Genomic DNA, 16,355 nt, shown 5'->3' on the forward strand with positions numbered 1-16,355 from the left:
TTTTTCTATCTATATTTTCAAACCTAATATAGAACATTTCACTCGGGAAAGAGCTTTTTTATATGTTGAAACCACTTATGTCCTTGTATAAAAAGTTCTTTACTAATAAGTAGTATAATTACTGCGTTTTTCAAATTAGTAAAGAACTTTTTTATCTTTTATTTATATAGCTACAGTCAGTTTTGAAACTTCCTCAAGTAAAGAATTTTTTTATCCCGGCTCAATTTTTCGTAAGATGTCTATATTACTTGATTGAAGGCTATTTTTGCTTTGTTCATATCTCCTAATCAACCATTTCCCAAAATTGAGATGCTACTTTGGAAATTCTTTGGTCTTTTAATTTTACTATTACAGGCTCTAAATGAAAATCAAATTGTTTCAATTCAAAAAGCGTTGTATGTTCTAAAAATGATGATGTGTAATCCATTCTTGGAATAACGGATAATCCTAGTCCTCTACTAACAAGTGCTACAACCATCCTTATATCTTTACACTCGATAATGATATTTGGCTTGACTTGATGTTCATCAAACACTTTGAAAAGGTCTTCATTGAAGGAGAGTCCTTCCATTGCTCCTAGCATAATGAATGGGAACTGGGCAATCTGTTCAATCGTCACATGCTGTGATGAAAACGATGTTGCCCAACTTGATGGAATAATCACAGCGGTTGGTTGTTTTTTTAATATTTTCATCTCATATTGTTCACTATTGCCCAATCTTAAAAGTAAGGCAACATCAATTTCTCTTTGTTCTAGTCTTTTTAATAATTCTTCTGAATTTCCAGTTACTATATTTATTTTAACATTAGGGTATTGTGTTCTAAACGTACTAACATAGTCAATGAGCATATTCGAACATGCAGATGATACACCGATACTTACTGTTCCTCCTATACCTTGTTCAATTTCTTGAATTTGCTGCTTTACATCTTGAATTTGTATTAACATTTGATTGGCATATTGGTATAGTATTTCACCTGTTGCTGTAAGCTCCCATTTTTGACGATATCGATGAATTAAAGTTGTGCCAAGATCAGTTTCAAGCTTTTTTAATAATTGGCTAAGTGGGGGCTGCGCGATATGGAGCACTTCTGCTGCTTTAGAAATGCTTCCTTGTTTCACAATTTCTTTAAAGTAATATAATTGCCTGAAATCCATTGTATCTCTCCGTCATATGTTTTTTGATATGATTAGTTTATCATATATATATTTTTCATATGTCGAATTTGACGTTATATTTAATTCTATAGCTATAGTCTTTATATTGATAATATTAACTAGAAAGTGAGAGATACTATGAATCATTGGAACAGAACCTTGAAGCGTATCATCTTATACGTGCTCGGGTTATTTTTTATGTCGATTGGCATTAGCATGTCGATTCAAGCAGGATTTGGTGTATCGCCTGTGTCATCATTAGCATATGCAAGTACGCTAACGATTGGTTTATCGGTTGGTGTGACAATGGCGCTTGCAAATGTTTTATACATTATTATTCAAGTGATATTAAGTAAACGAATGGAGTTAAATGAATTTGTGAGTCAATTCATTATTTCGTTTTTATTTGGGTTTTTCATGGATGCAACACTCTTCCTTGTACAACTTTTCCCTGCACCTGAAACTCTCCTTGCTCGAAGTGTATATTTGATTGTTAGTTTATTTGTTATAGCGGTCGGTTTAATGGGCTATACAACAGCGAAACTGCCATTAATGCCGTATGATGCGTTAACTTATGCAATTAGTGAAAAATTCAATTTAAAATTCGGTAAAGCAAAAATTTTGAGCGATTTAATAAACATTTGTGTGGCTGGTGCAATCTGTATAGTTTTCATTCAATCATTAGGCTCAATCGGAATCGGCACACTAATTGCCGCCTATTTTATCGGCAAAATTTTAGGGTGGATGATACCGTATTATCAACCAACTCTCCAACAATGGGTATTTAAAACAGAGAAGGCTGCCTAAGGAATCATAATAAAGTACAGGAAAAATAGATGAATCAAATTCCTCAGCCGAAATCAAATAATGAATTTTGCATCTTACCAAGTGTCAGTCCACATTAGGAATGGCACTTCTTTATTACTACCTTTTCTTTGACCTTCTATCACTTTGGTTAAATGCTAAAACAAACATTGTATTAAAACTAACCTGCCGTTTAGTTAAAGAAGGATCTTTAAACAACTTTTTTATATTTTAAAAGACTTTATTGTAAATTAAATAACTTTATTGCTACTTAACACTATTTCATACCATCTTTTCAAACAATTATTTCAAATAAATTTTAGTGCTAGTATACAAAACTCTGTAATTATAAAATAAAAAAGCATGACATAAAATTGTCATGCTTTTTCTTTTCTATCAATAATTTTTTCAAACCTAACCTGTTACAGAAACTTTTACTCGTGAAAGAGCTTTTTTATATGTTAAAACCACTTAATTCTCAAACACAAAATTAATCTTATTATCTTTCCACTCTAACTTCGCATCAAACGTTTTCTCGCCTTTTTTAAAGCCTTTAATTAAATCGGTCTTCTCACCTTTTAATAGCTTCGTCATGTTTTTTTGCGAAATGGCTTTGCTTAATATCTTCTTCGAAATGGTAAAGTCACACTGTGTTGTGTTGTAGTTGGAACAACCGTAAAACGTGGACTTGTCGATAACATCGCCATCACATTTTTTACAGTTCCCTACCTTTTTACCTGTTGTAAATTTCGATCCTTTTCGTTCAATCGATTCAACATGTAATCCAGTGAAATCCCATTTCTCTGACATTTCTACCGCATCTTCAATAATTTTAGCTGATAGTTTTTTCGTTTGTTCCATAAATGTCGCTGGTGAAGCTGTGCCTTCACCAATTTCCGCAAGGCGTTGCTCCCATTTTGCTGTCATTTCTGGTGAAGCCAGTATTTTATCACCGATTGCTGTAATTAATACTTTCCCTTTATCTGTTGCGTACACTTGGTTTTTCTGCACATCTATATATTTACGGTCTTTCAGCATCGTAATAATACCAGCACGAGTGGCCTCAGTACCTAAACCTTCTGTTTTCTTCAATACTTTCTCCAGCTCTTCATTCTCTAAATACTTACCGGCCGTCTTCATTAACGTAATAAGTTGTCCTTCTGTATAACGTTTCGGTGGCTGTGTTTTTCCCTCTTTCACTTTCACCTTTACAACTTTTCCTTGTTCACCTTCTGCGACAATTGGAAGAATTGTTTCGTCATCTTTATCGTCTTGGAAAATAACTTTACGCCAACCTTCTTGAATTTGCTGTTTTCCTTTCGAAATGAACTCAGCACGTTCGTCTACAAGAGTTGTAATCGTTGTGTAATCAAAGATTGCTACTTCATAATGCGCTGCAATAAGTCTTCTTACGATCATATCGTAAATTTTCTTCTCATCACCTGATAGTTTGCTTGGATTTGTAACTTGCTCTGTCGGTATAATTGCATAATGATCTGTAACTTTCTTTTCATTCACATAACGCTTATTGTTCATAATCGATTCAATTGGTGCTGGTAATAAACCTTTATATTCATCAAACTGACTTAATTTCTGTAAAATATCAGGGAACGTCGCTGCCTCTCCTTGTGTAACATAGTTAGAATCCGAACGAGGGTAAGAGACAATCCCTTTTTGATATAGTGCTTGCGTTATATCAAGTGTCTTTTTTGGTGAAAATTTAAAGGCTTTATTCGCTGTCGCTTGCAGCGCTGATAAATTAAATAAAAACGGCGGCTGAAACTCTTTACGCTCCGTTTTCATTTCTTTTACTACAGCCGGTTTGTTTTGACAAAACGCTGCAATTTTATTTGCCAAATCAGGATCATTTAAGCGGGACTCATTATCTTTCTCCCATTTCCCCTCATACTTCTTTCCTTCTATATTAAAGGTTGCGAACACTTCCCAAAACGGCTCTGACTTAAAGTTCTCTATTTCTTTTTCACGCTTTACAATGAGTGCTAATGTTGGCGTTTGTACACGACCAGCGGAAAATACATCGTTCATTCCCTTTTTCTTTAGCAAAATGCTAAAGACACGCGATGCATTCATACCAACGACCCAGTCAGCGCAAGATCTTGTATATGCTTCGTAATACGTATTAATCGTATCTGCTTCATCTAGTAAGTTTTTAAATCCTTGATAAATAGCTTGTTTCGTCAAAGATGAAATCCAAAGACGCTTCATTGGCTTTTGCACGTTGCAAAGATTAATAATGTTTCGTACGATCAGTTCCCCTTCACGCCCAGCATCGCCCGCGTGAATAATTTCTGTTACCTGAGGATTATGTAACAGCTGTTTCACTACATTAAATTGCTTATACTTTGACTTTGTTACTTCAAATTGAAAACGTTCTGGAATCATTGGTAACGTATTAAGTGACCATTTTTTCCACTCTGCATGATAATGTTCTGGATTACATAACTGCGTCAAATGACCAATTGCCCATGTACAGTACGCTCCATTTGGAAATAACTCATTTGCTTCTACTTCTAAATACCCATCTTTCCGGCGATATTTAAACTGTGAAACAAGAGCCAAACCTTGATCTGGTTTCTCGGCAATAATTAATTTCATTTTATAACTCCCTATCTGTATTCCAGTGTTACTTTCATTGTCTATATGTTTAGAAGCGATGATAAAACAACAATCTTATTTATCATTCGCGGATTACTCCCAGTAATGTGATAACTATAATATTATACGCTTATTCTTTATGTGTTCACAATAGAGATACTCACATATTATTTCTCCTATAATTAAAACCATATAAATGTGAATTCAATTGTACGAAATTTAAACTCTACAACCATATCACTTTTTTTCTACTAACATAAGCTATAATAAACTTGAGAAGGATGATGATAATATGAAAAGTTTAGTAAGTATACACGACTTATTAGCAATTATAGAGCATACCGAAGGCTGGTTATCGCCGCATGAGCAATTTGCTCTATTACACTTACCTTCAACGCTAGATCACTTAGACGGAGATATAGTTGAAATCGGTTCCTATAAAGGAAAAAGTACAATTGCCTTAGCTCTGGGAAGTTCTCTATTGAGTAATAGAAAACGTCCAATCTACGCTATTGATCCATTCCTTGATTGTTATTACCCTTCATTTCAGTTCAACATAAATTATCACGGACTACAAGATTTCGTTATTCCAATAAGAAAGTTTAGTACACAAGCTTACGATGATTGTCCTAAATCTATTGCTGCATTATTTATTGATGGTAATCATGAATATTCTAGTGTGAAACACGACATCACACATTATGTATCACGTGTTGTAAATGGTGGGCTCATTCTATTTCACGATTATACCGAGCAGTTTCCAGGAGTTATCAAAGCTGTAAATGAACTTTGCAATAACTCTGAATACAACATTGTTTTAACTTACGACCACCTTATTATCGTTCGAAAAACAAATAATTAAGCTCTGTTTCATTATCTTGCTTACTATCCTAACTCCTTTTTATTCACAAAAAAGATGTTCAAAAGTGGAACATCCTTTCCATTCATTTTTACTATATATATTTCTCTCAAAGTAATAATACTTTTTCCCTCTGTAACTAATATGCTTGTAATGCTTTTTATAGATCCTCACCTACTAAAAGAACACATCACTATTTGAACATTATATTGAACTCACCTCTAATAAATTGTGCAGATAATTTGCAGATATATATTAGCATAAGTACTCTCCATATGAACATATGATGAAATGAATGATAGGACAGGGAGGTATCATAATGTTCGCTTACACATTAACCGCCTTAACACTTTGTTGTATCTCGATTCTTATTACATCATATATTCCTAAACGCAAGGGTACCCTAATGGAGTATATGGTATTTATTATGTCTTTTAGTATGAGTACGGGATTAAGTATAGGTTTTTATTTAGGGATTCTTTTTAAAGGAGAATTACTATATTCTACTTTGCTTGCTATTTTGATTAGTGGTTTTATCGGTTTTTTAGTCGGTCTACGTTTTCACCTATTTACTGCTTTAGAAGGAATGTTTTCTGGATTAATGGCAAGTATGATGGGAGCAATGATTACAGAAATGTTAAACGCTCAACAAGCTCATAGTATACTGTTTATTAGTCTTTTACTTACTATAACAATAACTATGTCATGTATGATTCAACTTTTATCAGACACCTTTTCTACTTTTATTCAACGGCGTTTTTTGTTATTACTATCAATTAGTGTGGTAATTATCGTTGCCGTATTCGTGACATTCCCAGATCATACTCCCCCACCTTCACCCGGGCATGATCAACATATACATTGACTCTTGCAATGAAAATGAATAAGCAGCTATCCATAGGATAACTGCTTCATATTATTCTGGCTTATTAGGAATGTTTGGGTTGGGAACATAGGCAGATTTATAAACAGAAGATGATTTTCGAGAAAATATCAAAGTTTACAATAAAAAGACGCCCAAAATTGAGCGCCTCTACTAATTATTATTTCGTAACAACTTCATCTTCTTCTACATTCACATTATGTTTACTCATAAATTCTTCAATCTCTTCAACTTCTCTAATGATATCTTTTGACAAGTTTTCATGTCCGTCTTTCGTTACAAGAATGTCATCTTCAATACGAATTCCAATTGATTCTTCTTCAATATAAAGACCAGGTTCAATTGTTATTACCATACCTTCTTCTAACACTCTATCTTTATATGTTCCTACATCATGCGTATCTAAACCAAGGAAATGGCTAACACCATGATAATAGTATTTTGATAACTCTTCATTTTCTTGAATTAAACCAATTTCTTTACACTCTTCTGCCAGTACCTTTTTTGTATGCTCATTTAATGCAGCAAACTTTACTCCGGGCTTAATCAGTTCCGTTGTTTCTTTCAATGCTTTTAATACAATATTATACATTTGTTTTTGACGACTAGAGAATGTTCCATTTGCCGGGAATGTATAACTAATATCAGCGTTATAGTAGTCTTTTTGAGCGCCTAAATCTAGCAGTACTAAATCACCATTTTGAATTTGTGCATCATTGTCTTCATAATGAAGAACTGTAGCATTTTTCCCACTTGCCAAAATTGTATTGAACGCATGATGCTTAATGCCAGATGACTTCAATGTGAAATCAAACTGAGCCTCTAATTCATATTCCATCAAATCTGTTTTTGCATGCTTTAGCACGTTATAAATGCCCTCTTTAGTAACAGCTATCGCTTCTTTAATGATTTCAATTTCTTCCTCTGTTTTAAACACTCGTAATTCACAAATGTTTGGGTATACATTCCCAATTGTTATGTGCGGGTACTGTTCTCTTACATGTTTAGCAAACGCTAATGTTTTCGTCTCAGTACCGTTCCACTCACGAAGTTCCAAGTCTAAATTCACATGTTTCACATTTTCCACGAAAAGCGTATTCGTCATCGTCTTTTCAAAGCTATCTAAATACACAACTTTCTTTATACCTGATAATTTCTCTGCTTCTTCTTTAGAAACTGTTTTTCCAACCCACTTTTCAAGCACTGGATCTGATTTTTCAATGAAAAGAGTCTCTTCTACACTATTTCCAAACTTTTTTAACATGAAAATAACATTCGGCTCATCAATTCCCGTTACATAGTAAAAATTACGATTCGGCACAAATTTATAATGTGCATCAGCTGACATATGAGGTGCCTGTCCAGCAAATAAAATAGTAATTGATTCATCTGGTAATGTTTTCACTAATCTTTCTCTATTTTGAGCAAAAAATGTTGACTTCATAATAATCCCCCTTGCGTTCTATGTATGATTGAAAAACTAATTATCCAATACAATTCATTCTATTATTGTTACAATTTTTCGTCAATTAATAGTGTTCATATAGAAAGTAAAACTTTCATTACTAGGCACATATGCGGTATAAAGTCTCCACAACTATTCCTTTTCACTCTCAATTATGCATATCACTCCATAATTTCTTGACATTTATTCCATATACTTAAAATCTCATATACAGGAAAGGAGTCTACAAATTTGAAACATTATGTAGTAACAGGGTTAGCAATTACTTCTTTATTAATAATTACAGGATGTTCTGGCAATGTGGAAACACAACCAGCAAAAACAGAAACTGTTCAATCTCAGCCAAAAAATAAAGAAACAGCAAATACGATTCCGCAAAACTTCTATAAAGAAATTACATCCGGAAAAATCGCGCACATTCATGGAATTGGCTATGCAGGAAATATGCCAGGGATTTCTATCGCAACTCATAGTGGTATAAAGGTTTATCAAAATGGCAAATGGTTTGAAACTGCTACACAGCTACACGATTATATGGGCTTTCAAGCAACGAAAAATGGATTTTTTGCCAGCGGGCATCCTGAACCAGGTGCAAATTTTAAAAACCCTTTAGGATTAATGAAAAGTTCGGATGGTGGCAATAACCTTGAAAAGCTAGCATTCTATGGAGAATCTGATTTTCATAACCTTGCTGTCGGATATAATACGGAAGCGATTTATTTATACAACGAACGTCCTAATTCTAAATTACAACAAGGTTTTTATTTCAGTACGGACAACGGACAAGAATGGAAAAATAGTAAGTTAAAGGGGCTTTCAAGTACTATCCACTCCTTTTCAGCACATCCCGATCAATCTAGTGTAGTCGCGGTAAGTGCTAAAGATGGCGTGTATTTATCTACGGATTATGGAAATACATTTGAACTATTTTCTAAATCAGTTGAATCGACAGCAGTTACATTAAGTAATGAAGATGTTATTTATACCTCTATCAATAAGCAAAATGAGCAAATGATAACGAAAAAATCAATTGCTACAAATGAAGAAACAAATATACAAATTCCATCTTTAGATTCTAAGGATACCATCATGTATATTTCACAAAACCCTCAAAATTCATCTGAAATGGTATTTGCTACAATGAAAGCGAATGTATTCCTTTCTACGGATGGCGGTAAAACGTGGAAACAGATTACTAAAGAGGGATCATTACAATATAACTAGTTAGAAAGGTGAATATAACGTGTTTTCAACAATTAGTGAATGGAGTTATCAACTCATGTCTCCTTTAATGGATGTCGCGAATGCTACGAAATCAATACCTCTTTTATTTGCGTTTTTATTAGGCATAGTAGGTACCCTTGCTCCTTGCCAATTAACAAGAAACATTAGCGCTATTACACTTTATCCCGCATTAACGGGCAGTAAAACTCCCACCTCAAAATTCGGATAGGACAAAGAAGTTAGGCGGGAGATCAACTGCCCGTAAATGCCCGATTGGTTCAACTAATAATCAGTGGGGGATGAACAAAACCCCCACTGATTAAAGTTTCACTTTATGGCAATCAATCTTTACAAAAGGGACATGCCTGGAAACATATACTGTTATTCATTTTAGGAAAATTAATAGCTTTTACGATACTTGGACTATTAGTATGGGTGTTAGGAAAAGAGATTCAACAAATATTAACTTTATATGTCCCATGGCTACGCAAACTGATCGGACCTTTATTAATTTTAATGGGTCTAATATTATCAGGTATTATAACAGGAAGAAATTTCTTCTCTACCATCTTCCCTATCAAATTTATACGAAAACAAAGTGAAGTCAGCTCATTTTTGCTTGGATTCTTCTTTTCGTTAGCTTTCTGTCCGACTATGTTTGTGCTATTTTTCGGAACGTTAATCCCTTTATCTTTATCATATAATTATGGGTACTTGTTTCCGAAATTCTTTTCGATAGGAACTGCTCTGCCTATCGTTGTACTAATGTTCATCATCTCCTATCTTGGATTAAATGGGGCATTACTCAAAAAGAGCCGAAAAATAGGAAAAAGCATTCAGCGTATAGCTGGTGTACTTCTCATTTTAATCGGACTTTATGATACTGTTCTATATTGGTAATACATACAAAAGGTAAGCTTCAGTGAAATGAGCTTACCTTTTGTATCATTTTATTCATTTTTTCTTTTGCTGTAGTTGAGCTAGTAAATTCGTAACAAACGCCAGAAACAGCGGATCATTCTCTTTTTTAGGTGACCATTGCATAATAAGTTGTCGCGAGATTTTAATTTCTATCGGTTGCACGATAAAGTCATGAATAATTTGTTTATGAAGTCCTGATAATGGAACGATTGTTATTCCTTTAACTTGTAAAGTAAGTGCTAATGCTGAACTAATTGACTCTGACTCCATCACTTTATTAACTACTATTTCATTTTTCATCAAATATGGTTCAAGTACTTCTTTACAACCAGAAAGCGGCATAATAAAAGGATAATTTTTCAACTCTTTAATAGTAAGGTTAGGTGGAATAGTCTTTGAAGAAACCATAACATAAGGATCTTCACCAATAAATTCATAATGAAATCCTGGTATTAAATTTTCTTTTATAGAAATAGAAAAATCTGCACTTCCAGAAGACAGCCAATCTAACACTTCTTGATAGCTTCCTTCTCGAACTGCAAGCACGTACTGACTTTGATCAATATTACCTAGTTGGATACACTCCGCCAAACAATATACAGTAACGGAAGGATACGTAGCTAGTACAATCTTATACAAGCTTCTATTTTTTAATTGTAAAACTGTTTCTTCAAGGTTTTCATACTCCATTAGAAGTCGATCTACACAAACTAAAAATTCCTTTCCATTTTCAGTTAACATCGTTCCTTGTCTAGAGCGATCAAATAAAGTTAAAGCATATCGTTTCTCTAATTTGTTTATGATATGAGTTATAGCCGGCTGTGTCATATGTAATTCTTTCGCTGCTAAACTAATGCTGTTCAACCGAGCCACATTTTTAAAAACTTTAAAATCAAAAACGTTCATTCTGTTCTCCTTATATAAAAGATATTTATATCATCTATAAATAACCTTCATTATATTTATCAAACCACTTCCTATACACTAAGTATACATCATCAATATTACGAAAAAATAAGGCATATAAACATTAGAGGAGTGTTGATTAAATGAGTACTTACGTTTTAGTACATGGAGCATGGCAAGGTGAATGGGCATGGGAATTAGTAAAACCTCAACTAGAGGCTTTCGGACATACAGTTGTTACACTAGACTTACCTGGAAGTGGAAAAGATATGACTCCATCACAAAATATAACGCTAGATTCTTATGTTAATGCAGTAACAGCTACTATAGATCAACAAAATGAAAAAGTTATTCTTGTTGGACATAGTATGGGTGGAATTGTGATCACGCAAACAGCTGAACTTATACCAAATAAAATCGATAAATTAGTATATCTTTGCGCATTCTTACCACAAAACGGAGAAAGTCTTAGTAGTAAATTAGATGGTGAAGCTGGTCCACAATTCTCAATTAATGAGAATGACATGACTGCAGAACTTATACCAGAGTTGACTGAACAAACATTTTTAAATGCTACAGAAAATGCAGCTATTAAAGAATCTTCTTTCAAACAAATGCGTCCTCAGCCACTAGGACCGTTTCAACAAGAGCTAAAAATTTCTGAAGAAAACTTCGGAACTATAGATCGCATTTATATTGAAACAACTCTAGATAGAGCGATTCCAATTGATTTTCAGCGCCGAATGAATACAGAAACTCCTTGCGCGAAAATAATTACTTTGGAAGCTGATCATTCACCATTCTTTTCTAAAACAACAGAACTTGTTAATTACTTAAATGAATTAAGCTAAATTTCATTTAATGAAAATAGACACCCGCGGGTGTCTATTTATTATGCTAACTAAGGATTGTATTTTCTTCTCTACATTTGCATTCCCTTTTGCTTCATCTCCCACTTTTTATACAGTAGTACTGCCCCAAATAAGAATACCCCCGCAATGAACCTATGGGTAACATTTTTATCATTTCATCAGGAAATACGAGTGGAAGTAAGGGAAATGCATAAGCTGCTGGAATACGTATCCCAACAATTTTTAACAAAATAAGCATCAATATCATATTTAATAAAATAACTACAATCCATGAATCGATTGCTAAGTACAATAAAGTTCCAACAGTTGCCGATAGAGTTAATACTAGTATTTGTTTACATGCCATTTTTTCATTGTACATCGGCTTTTGAAGCGATTCATACACAACAACTAATATTGGCGGAATAACCGCTAATTGTTCATAACCAGTGATCCAACATATACTTATCCATACGAAATTTAGTATTAAAAATAAAACCATATATTTATATTGTATTTTCACTTTTCTCTCAAGACCGTTATTCAGTTTAAATATAAGAACACCTAGCATCAATATGAATGTCAAAATGAAGACAGAAATAACAAATGACCATTCAGTCGCATTTGTTACAGAATTTACGATACGTGAAAGCCCACGCAGGACTTTAGTCCGTCTTTAGACGTGGGATGAAAGCATCGTTTTTGCATAGCAAAACATGGTATACTTTATTCATAGTCATGCAAAAGACGTAAAAACATTTGAGAACGAACAATCTGTACGGTATGGTCACAGTACCGTAGCCCACGAACCTATATGGTCTGTTGTGGGAGTGGTGATGGCACACCGCAATCTTGCACGTCAGCGATACCAGAAATGGACTTCGCCTTTGGTAGCAAGAATCCCACTGACGTTAGTCAGCTAGCCCCTTTAGGGGTGGGAGTGTCAATAATGGTAACAAACCAGTCGCAATAGATGGTGCTAAATTTGATTGTATAACACGTAAAAACAGCATCATTAATATAAGTGTTAAGCTAACTTTTCCTATATAGGAAATATCCATTTGATTCACTGCAAAACCAATAACAGCTGTTATTGACGGCACAATAAAGATTTTTTCTGGTTGTCTTAGCCATCCCGGCTCACGATATGCCCATAAAGCTATTGCCATCGCAGCTATTTCCGGCAAAATTACTTCTGGATCATCTAATAGTACACCAGCTGCGACCATTGCTAAAATAAATAGAATTGCAATGCTATATGAAATAATTGTCTCTTTCCTTGAAATTACTGAATCCATTATTACATACTCCTTTTATTATCTCTTTTCATTATGCTTGTATAAATGCGGTCAATACAAAGAACCTTCGTATACCCTACTTAGGTATTGTATACAAAAAATCCATATTTCAAGTATTACTTATCTACTTAGTTTCTCCATACTATTTTATATACAGTATAAAGAGTTGATTTTTTACAGGCATTGACACCTTATAAAAGATAGGTTACAATTACTATAAATTAGTAAGTTACTAATTTAAAATAAAATATTAGAGGTGAAAGAAATGAAAAACATTTTATTCCGTATTAATGAATTAGCAAAAAAAGAAAAAACTTTAGGATTAAATAGTGCAGAAAAACAAGAGCAACAAACACTAAGAAAAAGCTATACGAAAGAATTTCGCGGAAGTTTAGATTCCATTTTACTAAATACAACAATTGTAGATTCTAGCGGAGAAAATGTTACTCCACTTGCTTTACAGCATGCTCAAGACCGTTTGAAATTTAGCGAATGAGCTCCGCACTAAAGAATTTCAATAAAACATAAAAAGAGCTGAAATTCCTATATAGAAATTCCAGCTCTTTTTATTGTCTTTTCTAATTTAGTATACGAGCGATACATAGCAATTCTCCACGATACGATCATCGCAAAGGCAAGTAAGAAAAACATCCCGCTTAATTGTGCTAAATCAATCGATTGACTTAAATATGATTTAAGTCCTACTCGTACAGCTAATAATCCAACTAAAATAAATATGAACGCTTTTGACGGTTTCATATATATGTCTTCACCTTTTATTTCGAACTTAGATGTTTTAATAAGAAATATAGAGAAAATAAGTCCTATACTAATTGCCTCTACTATTTCTAACGATGTTAATCGAAACTCTGGTAAGAAGTACATCGATGCGCCAGTACTCATAAAGATTGGCGGTAATATAATTTTCTTTTTCGTTACCGGTTTTTTCGCTGACTTAAATCGAAGAAACATTACTCCAACGGCCATACAAACTGCTACGATACTTGATAAAAGTGCTAAACTCATACTCTCCACCCCTATCTATTTAAAAGACTTTTTGAGCAAAATCATAAACCAAACAAGCCCGACACTTATAATGACATGAGCTAATCCAGCCATATGGCTTAAACCGTTAAAATCTGTTCCATTTACTTGTAAAATACCTCTAAATACCATTGTAGCGATAGTAAAAATTAATCCTGCATTATAAACAATAAACCACGCGCGAAAGCTTTTTGTTTCTTGTACTTGAAACACTTTAAATAAAGCTAATGCAACCAAAAAGAATATGAAGCCGAGCACTAATACGTGTGTATGCACTAATTGCAACATAGTGGATCCTTTAATTCCTTGCGCTTTTGTATACTCTCTAGCAAATACACCTGATAATAAACCAATAATTAAGTAAATGAATGCTGCATTATATAATTTCTTCATTATATTCCTCCTGCTGTAGAACGACAATTAATATCGTCACTTTCCATATTCACTGCAATCATTTTACGCAAAGTTTATGAACGGAATATGAACAGAGTATTACATTGTTAGTTTGGTTTTTTATTTCTTGAAAATAAAAAGGCCATTCCACAACTATTAATTGTGGAATGGCCTTCTAACTTATTTTAAATCTTCAATTGAGAAGGCACCAGGAAGTAACTGCTCTACAGTCACTTCTTTTTCATCGCCTTTTACATTCGTTAGTAAAACTGGCATTTTCGGATTACAAAATTCAGCAATAACTTGTCTACATGCACCACATGGTGAAATCGGTCCGTCCGTTTCGCCTGTAATGACTAAGTAACTAAAGTCGCGCTCACCTTCTGATACTGCTTTAAAGATTGCCGTTCTTTCTGCACAGTTACATAAACCGTAAGAAGCATTTTCTATATTACAACCAGTATAGATTTTACCTTCTTTCGTAACTAACGCTGCCCCAACAGGAAATTTTGAATACGGAATATACGCTTTTGATAACATCTTATTTGCTTCTTCAATATATTTTTTCTTATCCATATTATTTCCCCCTCAAAGTAAATGTAATTATGATTAGTCAGTAATAACTGTATGAACCAATTTAGGAGCCACTGCTGTTTCAGAGATAGAAATATTTTCATAAATTTTTGCTTTTACATCTTCTACATTTTCACGATTTGCGTAAATCGTTACGAATGGCTCACCTTCTTTTACTGCGTCGCCAACTTTTTTACGTAACATTAAACCTACAGCTAAATCAATTTCATCTTCCTTCGTTGCACGACCTGCACCAAGTAACATAGCTGCGATACCGATTTCATCTGCAACAATGTTTGAAATAACACCTGAAGTTTTTGCAGGTACATCAATTACATACTTCGCTTGTGGCATTTTTTCTGGATTGTCTACAATCGAGCTGTCTCCGCCTTGATTGCTTAAGAACTCTTTAAATTTCTCAGTTGCTTTTCCGTTTTTCATAACTTCAATTAGCATTTCACGAGCTTCTTCTAATGTATTTGCTTTTTTCGCAAGTACAACCATTTGGCTACCTAATACAAGTACTAATTCTGTTAAATCTTCTGGACCTTCACCTTTTAAAGTATCAATTGCTTCCTTCACTTCTAGAGCGTTACCAATCGCAAAACCAAGAGGTTGTGACATATCTGAAATTACTGCCATCGTTTGACGTCCAACATTATTTCCGATACGTACCATTGCATGAGCTAATTCTTTTGCATCTTCTTCTGTTTTCATAAATGCACCAGCACCTGTTTTCACATCAAGTACGATCGCATCAGCACCAGCTGCAATTTTTTTACTCATAATTGAACTTGCGATTAGAGGAATCGAGTTTACTGTTCCTGTTACATCACGAAGTGCATAGATTTTTTTATCAGCAGGTGTTAAGTTTCCTGTTTGTCCGATAACAGCCACTTTATCACGGTTTACAATATCAATGAATTGCTCTTTCGTAATTTCAACGTGGAATCCTTCCACTGCTTCTAATTTATCAATTGTCCCGCCCGTATGTCCTAAACCACGACCAGACATTTTTGCTACTGGTACATCTAAAGCAGCAACTAATGGTCCTAATACTAATGTTGTTGTATCACCAACACCGCCAGTTGAATGCTTATCTACTTTAATGCCTTCAATTGCTGATAAGTCGATTGTTTCTCCAGATTCAACCATTGCCATTGTTAAGTCTGCGCGTTCACGATCCGTCATATCTTGGAAGAAGATTGCCATTGCAAGTGCACTCGCTTGATAATCCGGAATACTTCCATCTGTATATCCATTAATAAAGAAATTAATTTCTTCAGTCGTTAATTCTTTTCCATCACGTTTTTTCGCAATAATATCTACCATTCTCATTACAATCACCATTCCTTTTTA

Annotated in this window: 14 protein-coding genes and 3 pseudogenes; 7 read left to right on the top strand and 10 right to left on the bottom strand. The window is 34.0% G+C overall.

The genetic code is table 11. The annotated features are described in order from the left end of the window. Window positions 1-283: 283 nt before the first annotated feature. A complete protein-coding gene (locus tag JTF23_RS00005; protein ID WP_002148786.1) occupies window positions 284-1,159 on the bottom strand; it encodes a LysR family transcriptional regulator in 876 nt (291 codons plus the stop codon). Window positions 1,160-1,297: 138 nt separating this feature from the next. Here JTF23_RS00005 and JTF23_RS00010 point away from each other — a divergent pair, with 138 nt between their 5' ends. Then, window positions 1,298-1,966, top strand: a complete 669-nt coding sequence (locus tag JTF23_RS00010) for a YczE/YyaS/YitT family protein (RefSeq protein WP_002200884.1) — start codon at window positions 1,298-1,300, stop codon at window positions 1,964-1,966. A 468-nt stretch (window positions 1,967-2,434) separates the two neighbouring features. Here JTF23_RS00010 and topB read toward each other — a convergent pair whose 3' ends face one another. Continuing rightward, window positions 2,435-4,579: a DNA topoisomerase III gene (gene topB / locus JTF23_RS00015; RefSeq protein WP_002200885.1), complete on the bottom strand. Its 2,145-nt coding sequence runs from the start codon at window positions 4,577-4,579 to the stop codon at window positions 2,435-2,437. Between the two features lie 292 nt (window positions 4,580-4,871). On the opposite strand from topB, the gene JTF23_RS00020 reads away from it, so the two are divergent. Next, window positions 4,872-5,441 (top strand): class I SAM-dependent methyltransferase, encoded by a 570-nt coding sequence (locus JTF23_RS00020; RefSeq protein WP_204207816.1) that lies wholly within the window; start codon window positions 4,872-4,874, stop codon window positions 5,439-5,441. 316 nt (window positions 5,442-5,757) lie between these two features. Further along, window positions 5,758-6,303: a hypothetical protein gene (locus tag JTF23_RS00025; protein WP_078173160.1), complete on the top strand. Its 546-nt coding sequence runs from the start codon at window positions 5,758-5,760 to the stop codon at window positions 6,301-6,303. A gap of 178 nt (window positions 6,304-6,481) precedes the next feature. On the opposite strand, the gene JTF23_RS00030 is transcribed toward JTF23_RS00025, so the two are convergent. Next, window positions 6,482-7,765: an aminopeptidase P family protein gene (locus tag JTF23_RS00030; RefSeq protein WP_204207817.1), complete on the bottom strand. Its 1,284-nt coding sequence runs from the start codon at window positions 7,763-7,765 to the stop codon at window positions 6,482-6,484. 252 nt (window positions 7,766-8,017) lie between these two features. Between JTF23_RS00030 and JTF23_RS00035 the strand changes: the two genes are divergently transcribed. Both JTF23_RS00035 and JTF23_RS00040 read left to right on the top strand, forming a co-directional pair. Continuing rightward, window positions 8,018-9,010 carry a F510_1955 family glycosylhydrolase gene (locus tag JTF23_RS00035; protein WP_204207818.1) on the top strand — a complete coding sequence of 331 codons (993 nt, stop codon included), beginning with the start codon at window positions 8,018-8,020 and terminating at the stop codon, window positions 9,008-9,010. A 19-nt stretch (window positions 9,011-9,029) separates the two neighbouring features. Next, window positions 9,030-9,910, top strand: a pseudogene (locus tag JTF23_RS00040) (urease accessory protein UreH domain-containing protein). A 54-nt stretch (window positions 9,911-9,964) separates the two neighbouring features. Here the strand turns inward: JTF23_RS00040 and JTF23_RS00045 are convergent. Further along, window positions 9,965-10,837, bottom strand: a complete 873-nt coding sequence (locus tag JTF23_RS00045; RefSeq protein WP_204207819.1) for a LysR family transcriptional regulator — start codon at window positions 10,835-10,837, stop codon at window positions 9,965-9,967. Between the two features lie 143 nt (window positions 10,838-10,980). Between JTF23_RS00045 and JTF23_RS00050 the strand changes: the two genes are divergently transcribed. Beyond that, window positions 10,981-11,688, top strand: a complete 708-nt coding sequence (locus tag JTF23_RS00050) for an alpha/beta fold hydrolase (protein WP_204207820.1) — start codon at window positions 10,981-10,983, stop codon at window positions 11,686-11,688. Window positions 11,689-11,759: 71 nt separating this feature from the next. Here JTF23_RS00050 and JTF23_RS27645 read toward each other — a convergent pair. Further along, window positions 11,760-12,319, bottom strand: a pseudogene (locus tag JTF23_RS27645) (hypothetical protein); the annotation flags it as partial. 316 nt (window positions 12,320-12,635) lie between these two features. After that, window positions 12,636-12,986 (bottom strand): annotated as a pseudogene (locus JTF23_RS00060) (hypothetical protein); the annotation flags it as partial. A gap of 265 nt (window positions 12,987-13,251) precedes the next feature. Between JTF23_RS00060 and JTF23_RS00065 the strand changes: the two are divergent. Beyond that, entirely contained in the window at window positions 13,252-13,482 is a 231-nt protein-coding gene (locus JTF23_RS00065; protein WP_204207821.1) for a DUF896 domain-containing protein, read from the top strand. 47 nt (window positions 13,483-13,529) lie between these two features. Here JTF23_RS00065 and JTF23_RS00070 read toward each other — a convergent pair whose 3' ends face one another. The 4 genes from JTF23_RS00070 to JTF23_RS00085 form a co-directional block, all read right to left on the bottom strand. Continuing rightward, window positions 13,530-14,012 carry a CcdC family protein gene (locus tag JTF23_RS00070; RefSeq protein WP_002202406.1) on the bottom strand — a complete coding sequence of 161 codons (483 nt, stop codon included), beginning with the start codon at window positions 14,010-14,012 and terminating at the stop codon, window positions 13,530-13,532. 15 nt (window positions 14,013-14,027) lie between these two features. After that, window positions 14,028-14,423, bottom strand: a complete 396-nt coding sequence (locus JTF23_RS00075; protein WP_016094279.1) for a DUF2871 domain-containing protein — start codon at window positions 14,421-14,423, stop codon at window positions 14,028-14,030. A 180-nt stretch (window positions 14,424-14,603) separates the two neighbouring features. Then, the gene (locus tag JTF23_RS00080) at window positions 14,604-14,999 is read right to left on the bottom strand and encodes a cytidine deaminase (RefSeq protein ID WP_002158324.1); all 396 of its coding nucleotides are present in this window, start codon (window positions 14,997-14,999) and stop codon (window positions 14,604-14,606) included. Window positions 15,000-15,032: 33 nt separating this feature from the next. Further along, window positions 15,033-16,334 (bottom strand): pyrimidine-nucleoside phosphorylase, encoded by a 1,302-nt coding sequence (locus tag JTF23_RS00085; RefSeq protein ID WP_002158325.1) that lies wholly within the window; start codon window positions 16,332-16,334, stop codon window positions 15,033-15,035. Between the last annotated feature and the right edge of the window lie 21 nt (window positions 16,335-16,355).

The organism is Bacillus sp. RIT 809 (assembly GCF_016892495.1).
Taxonomy (GTDB): Bacteria; Bacillota; Bacilli; order Bacillales; family Bacillaceae_G; genus Bacillus_A; species Bacillus_A cereus_U.

Coding starts and splice junctions, on each gene's coding strand:
- JTF23_RS00030 (WP_204207817.1), bottom strand. CDS start 7,765: ATGAAGTCAACATTTTTTGCTCAAAATAGAGAAAGATTAGTGAAAACA.
- JTF23_RS00005 (WP_002148786.1), bottom strand. CDS start 1,159: ATGGATTTCAGGCAATTATATTACTTTAAAGAAATTGTGAAACAAGGA.
- JTF23_RS00065 (WP_204207821.1), top strand. CDS start 13,252: ATGAAAAACATTTTATTCCGTATTAATGAATTAGCAAAAAAAGAAAAA.
- topB (WP_002200885.1), bottom strand. CDS start 4,579: ATGAAATTAATTATTGCCGAGAAACCAGATCAAGGTTTGGCTCTTGTT.
- JTF23_RS00010 (WP_002200884.1), top strand. CDS start 1,298: ATGAATCATTGGAACAGAACCTTGAAGCGTATCATCTTATACGTGCTC.
- JTF23_RS00070 (WP_002202406.1), bottom strand. CDS start 14,012: ATGAGTTTAGCACTTTTATCAAGTATCGTAGCAGTTTGTATGGCCGTT.
- JTF23_RS00075 (WP_016094279.1), bottom strand. CDS start 14,423: ATGAAGAAATTATATAATGCAGCATTCATTTACTTAATTATTGGTTTA.
- JTF23_RS00050 (WP_204207820.1), top strand. CDS start 10,981: ATGAGTACTTACGTTTTAGTACATGGAGCATGGCAAGGTGAATGGGCA.
- JTF23_RS00020 (WP_204207816.1), top strand. CDS start 4,872: ATGAAAAGTTTAGTAAGTATACACGACTTATTAGCAATTATAGAGCAT.
- JTF23_RS00080 (WP_002158324.1), bottom strand. CDS start 14,999: ATGGATAAGAAAAAATATATTGAAGAAGCAAATAAGATGTTATCAAAA.
- JTF23_RS00045 (WP_204207819.1), bottom strand. CDS start 10,837: ATGAACGTTTTTGATTTTAAAGTTTTTAAAAATGTGGCTCGGTTGAAC.
- JTF23_RS00025 (WP_078173160.1), top strand. CDS start 5,758: ATGTTCGCTTACACATTAACCGCCTTAACACTTTGTTGTATCTCGATT.
- JTF23_RS00085 (WP_002158325.1), bottom strand. CDS start 16,334: ATGAGAATGGTAGATATTATTGCGAAAAAACGTGATGGAAAAGAATTA.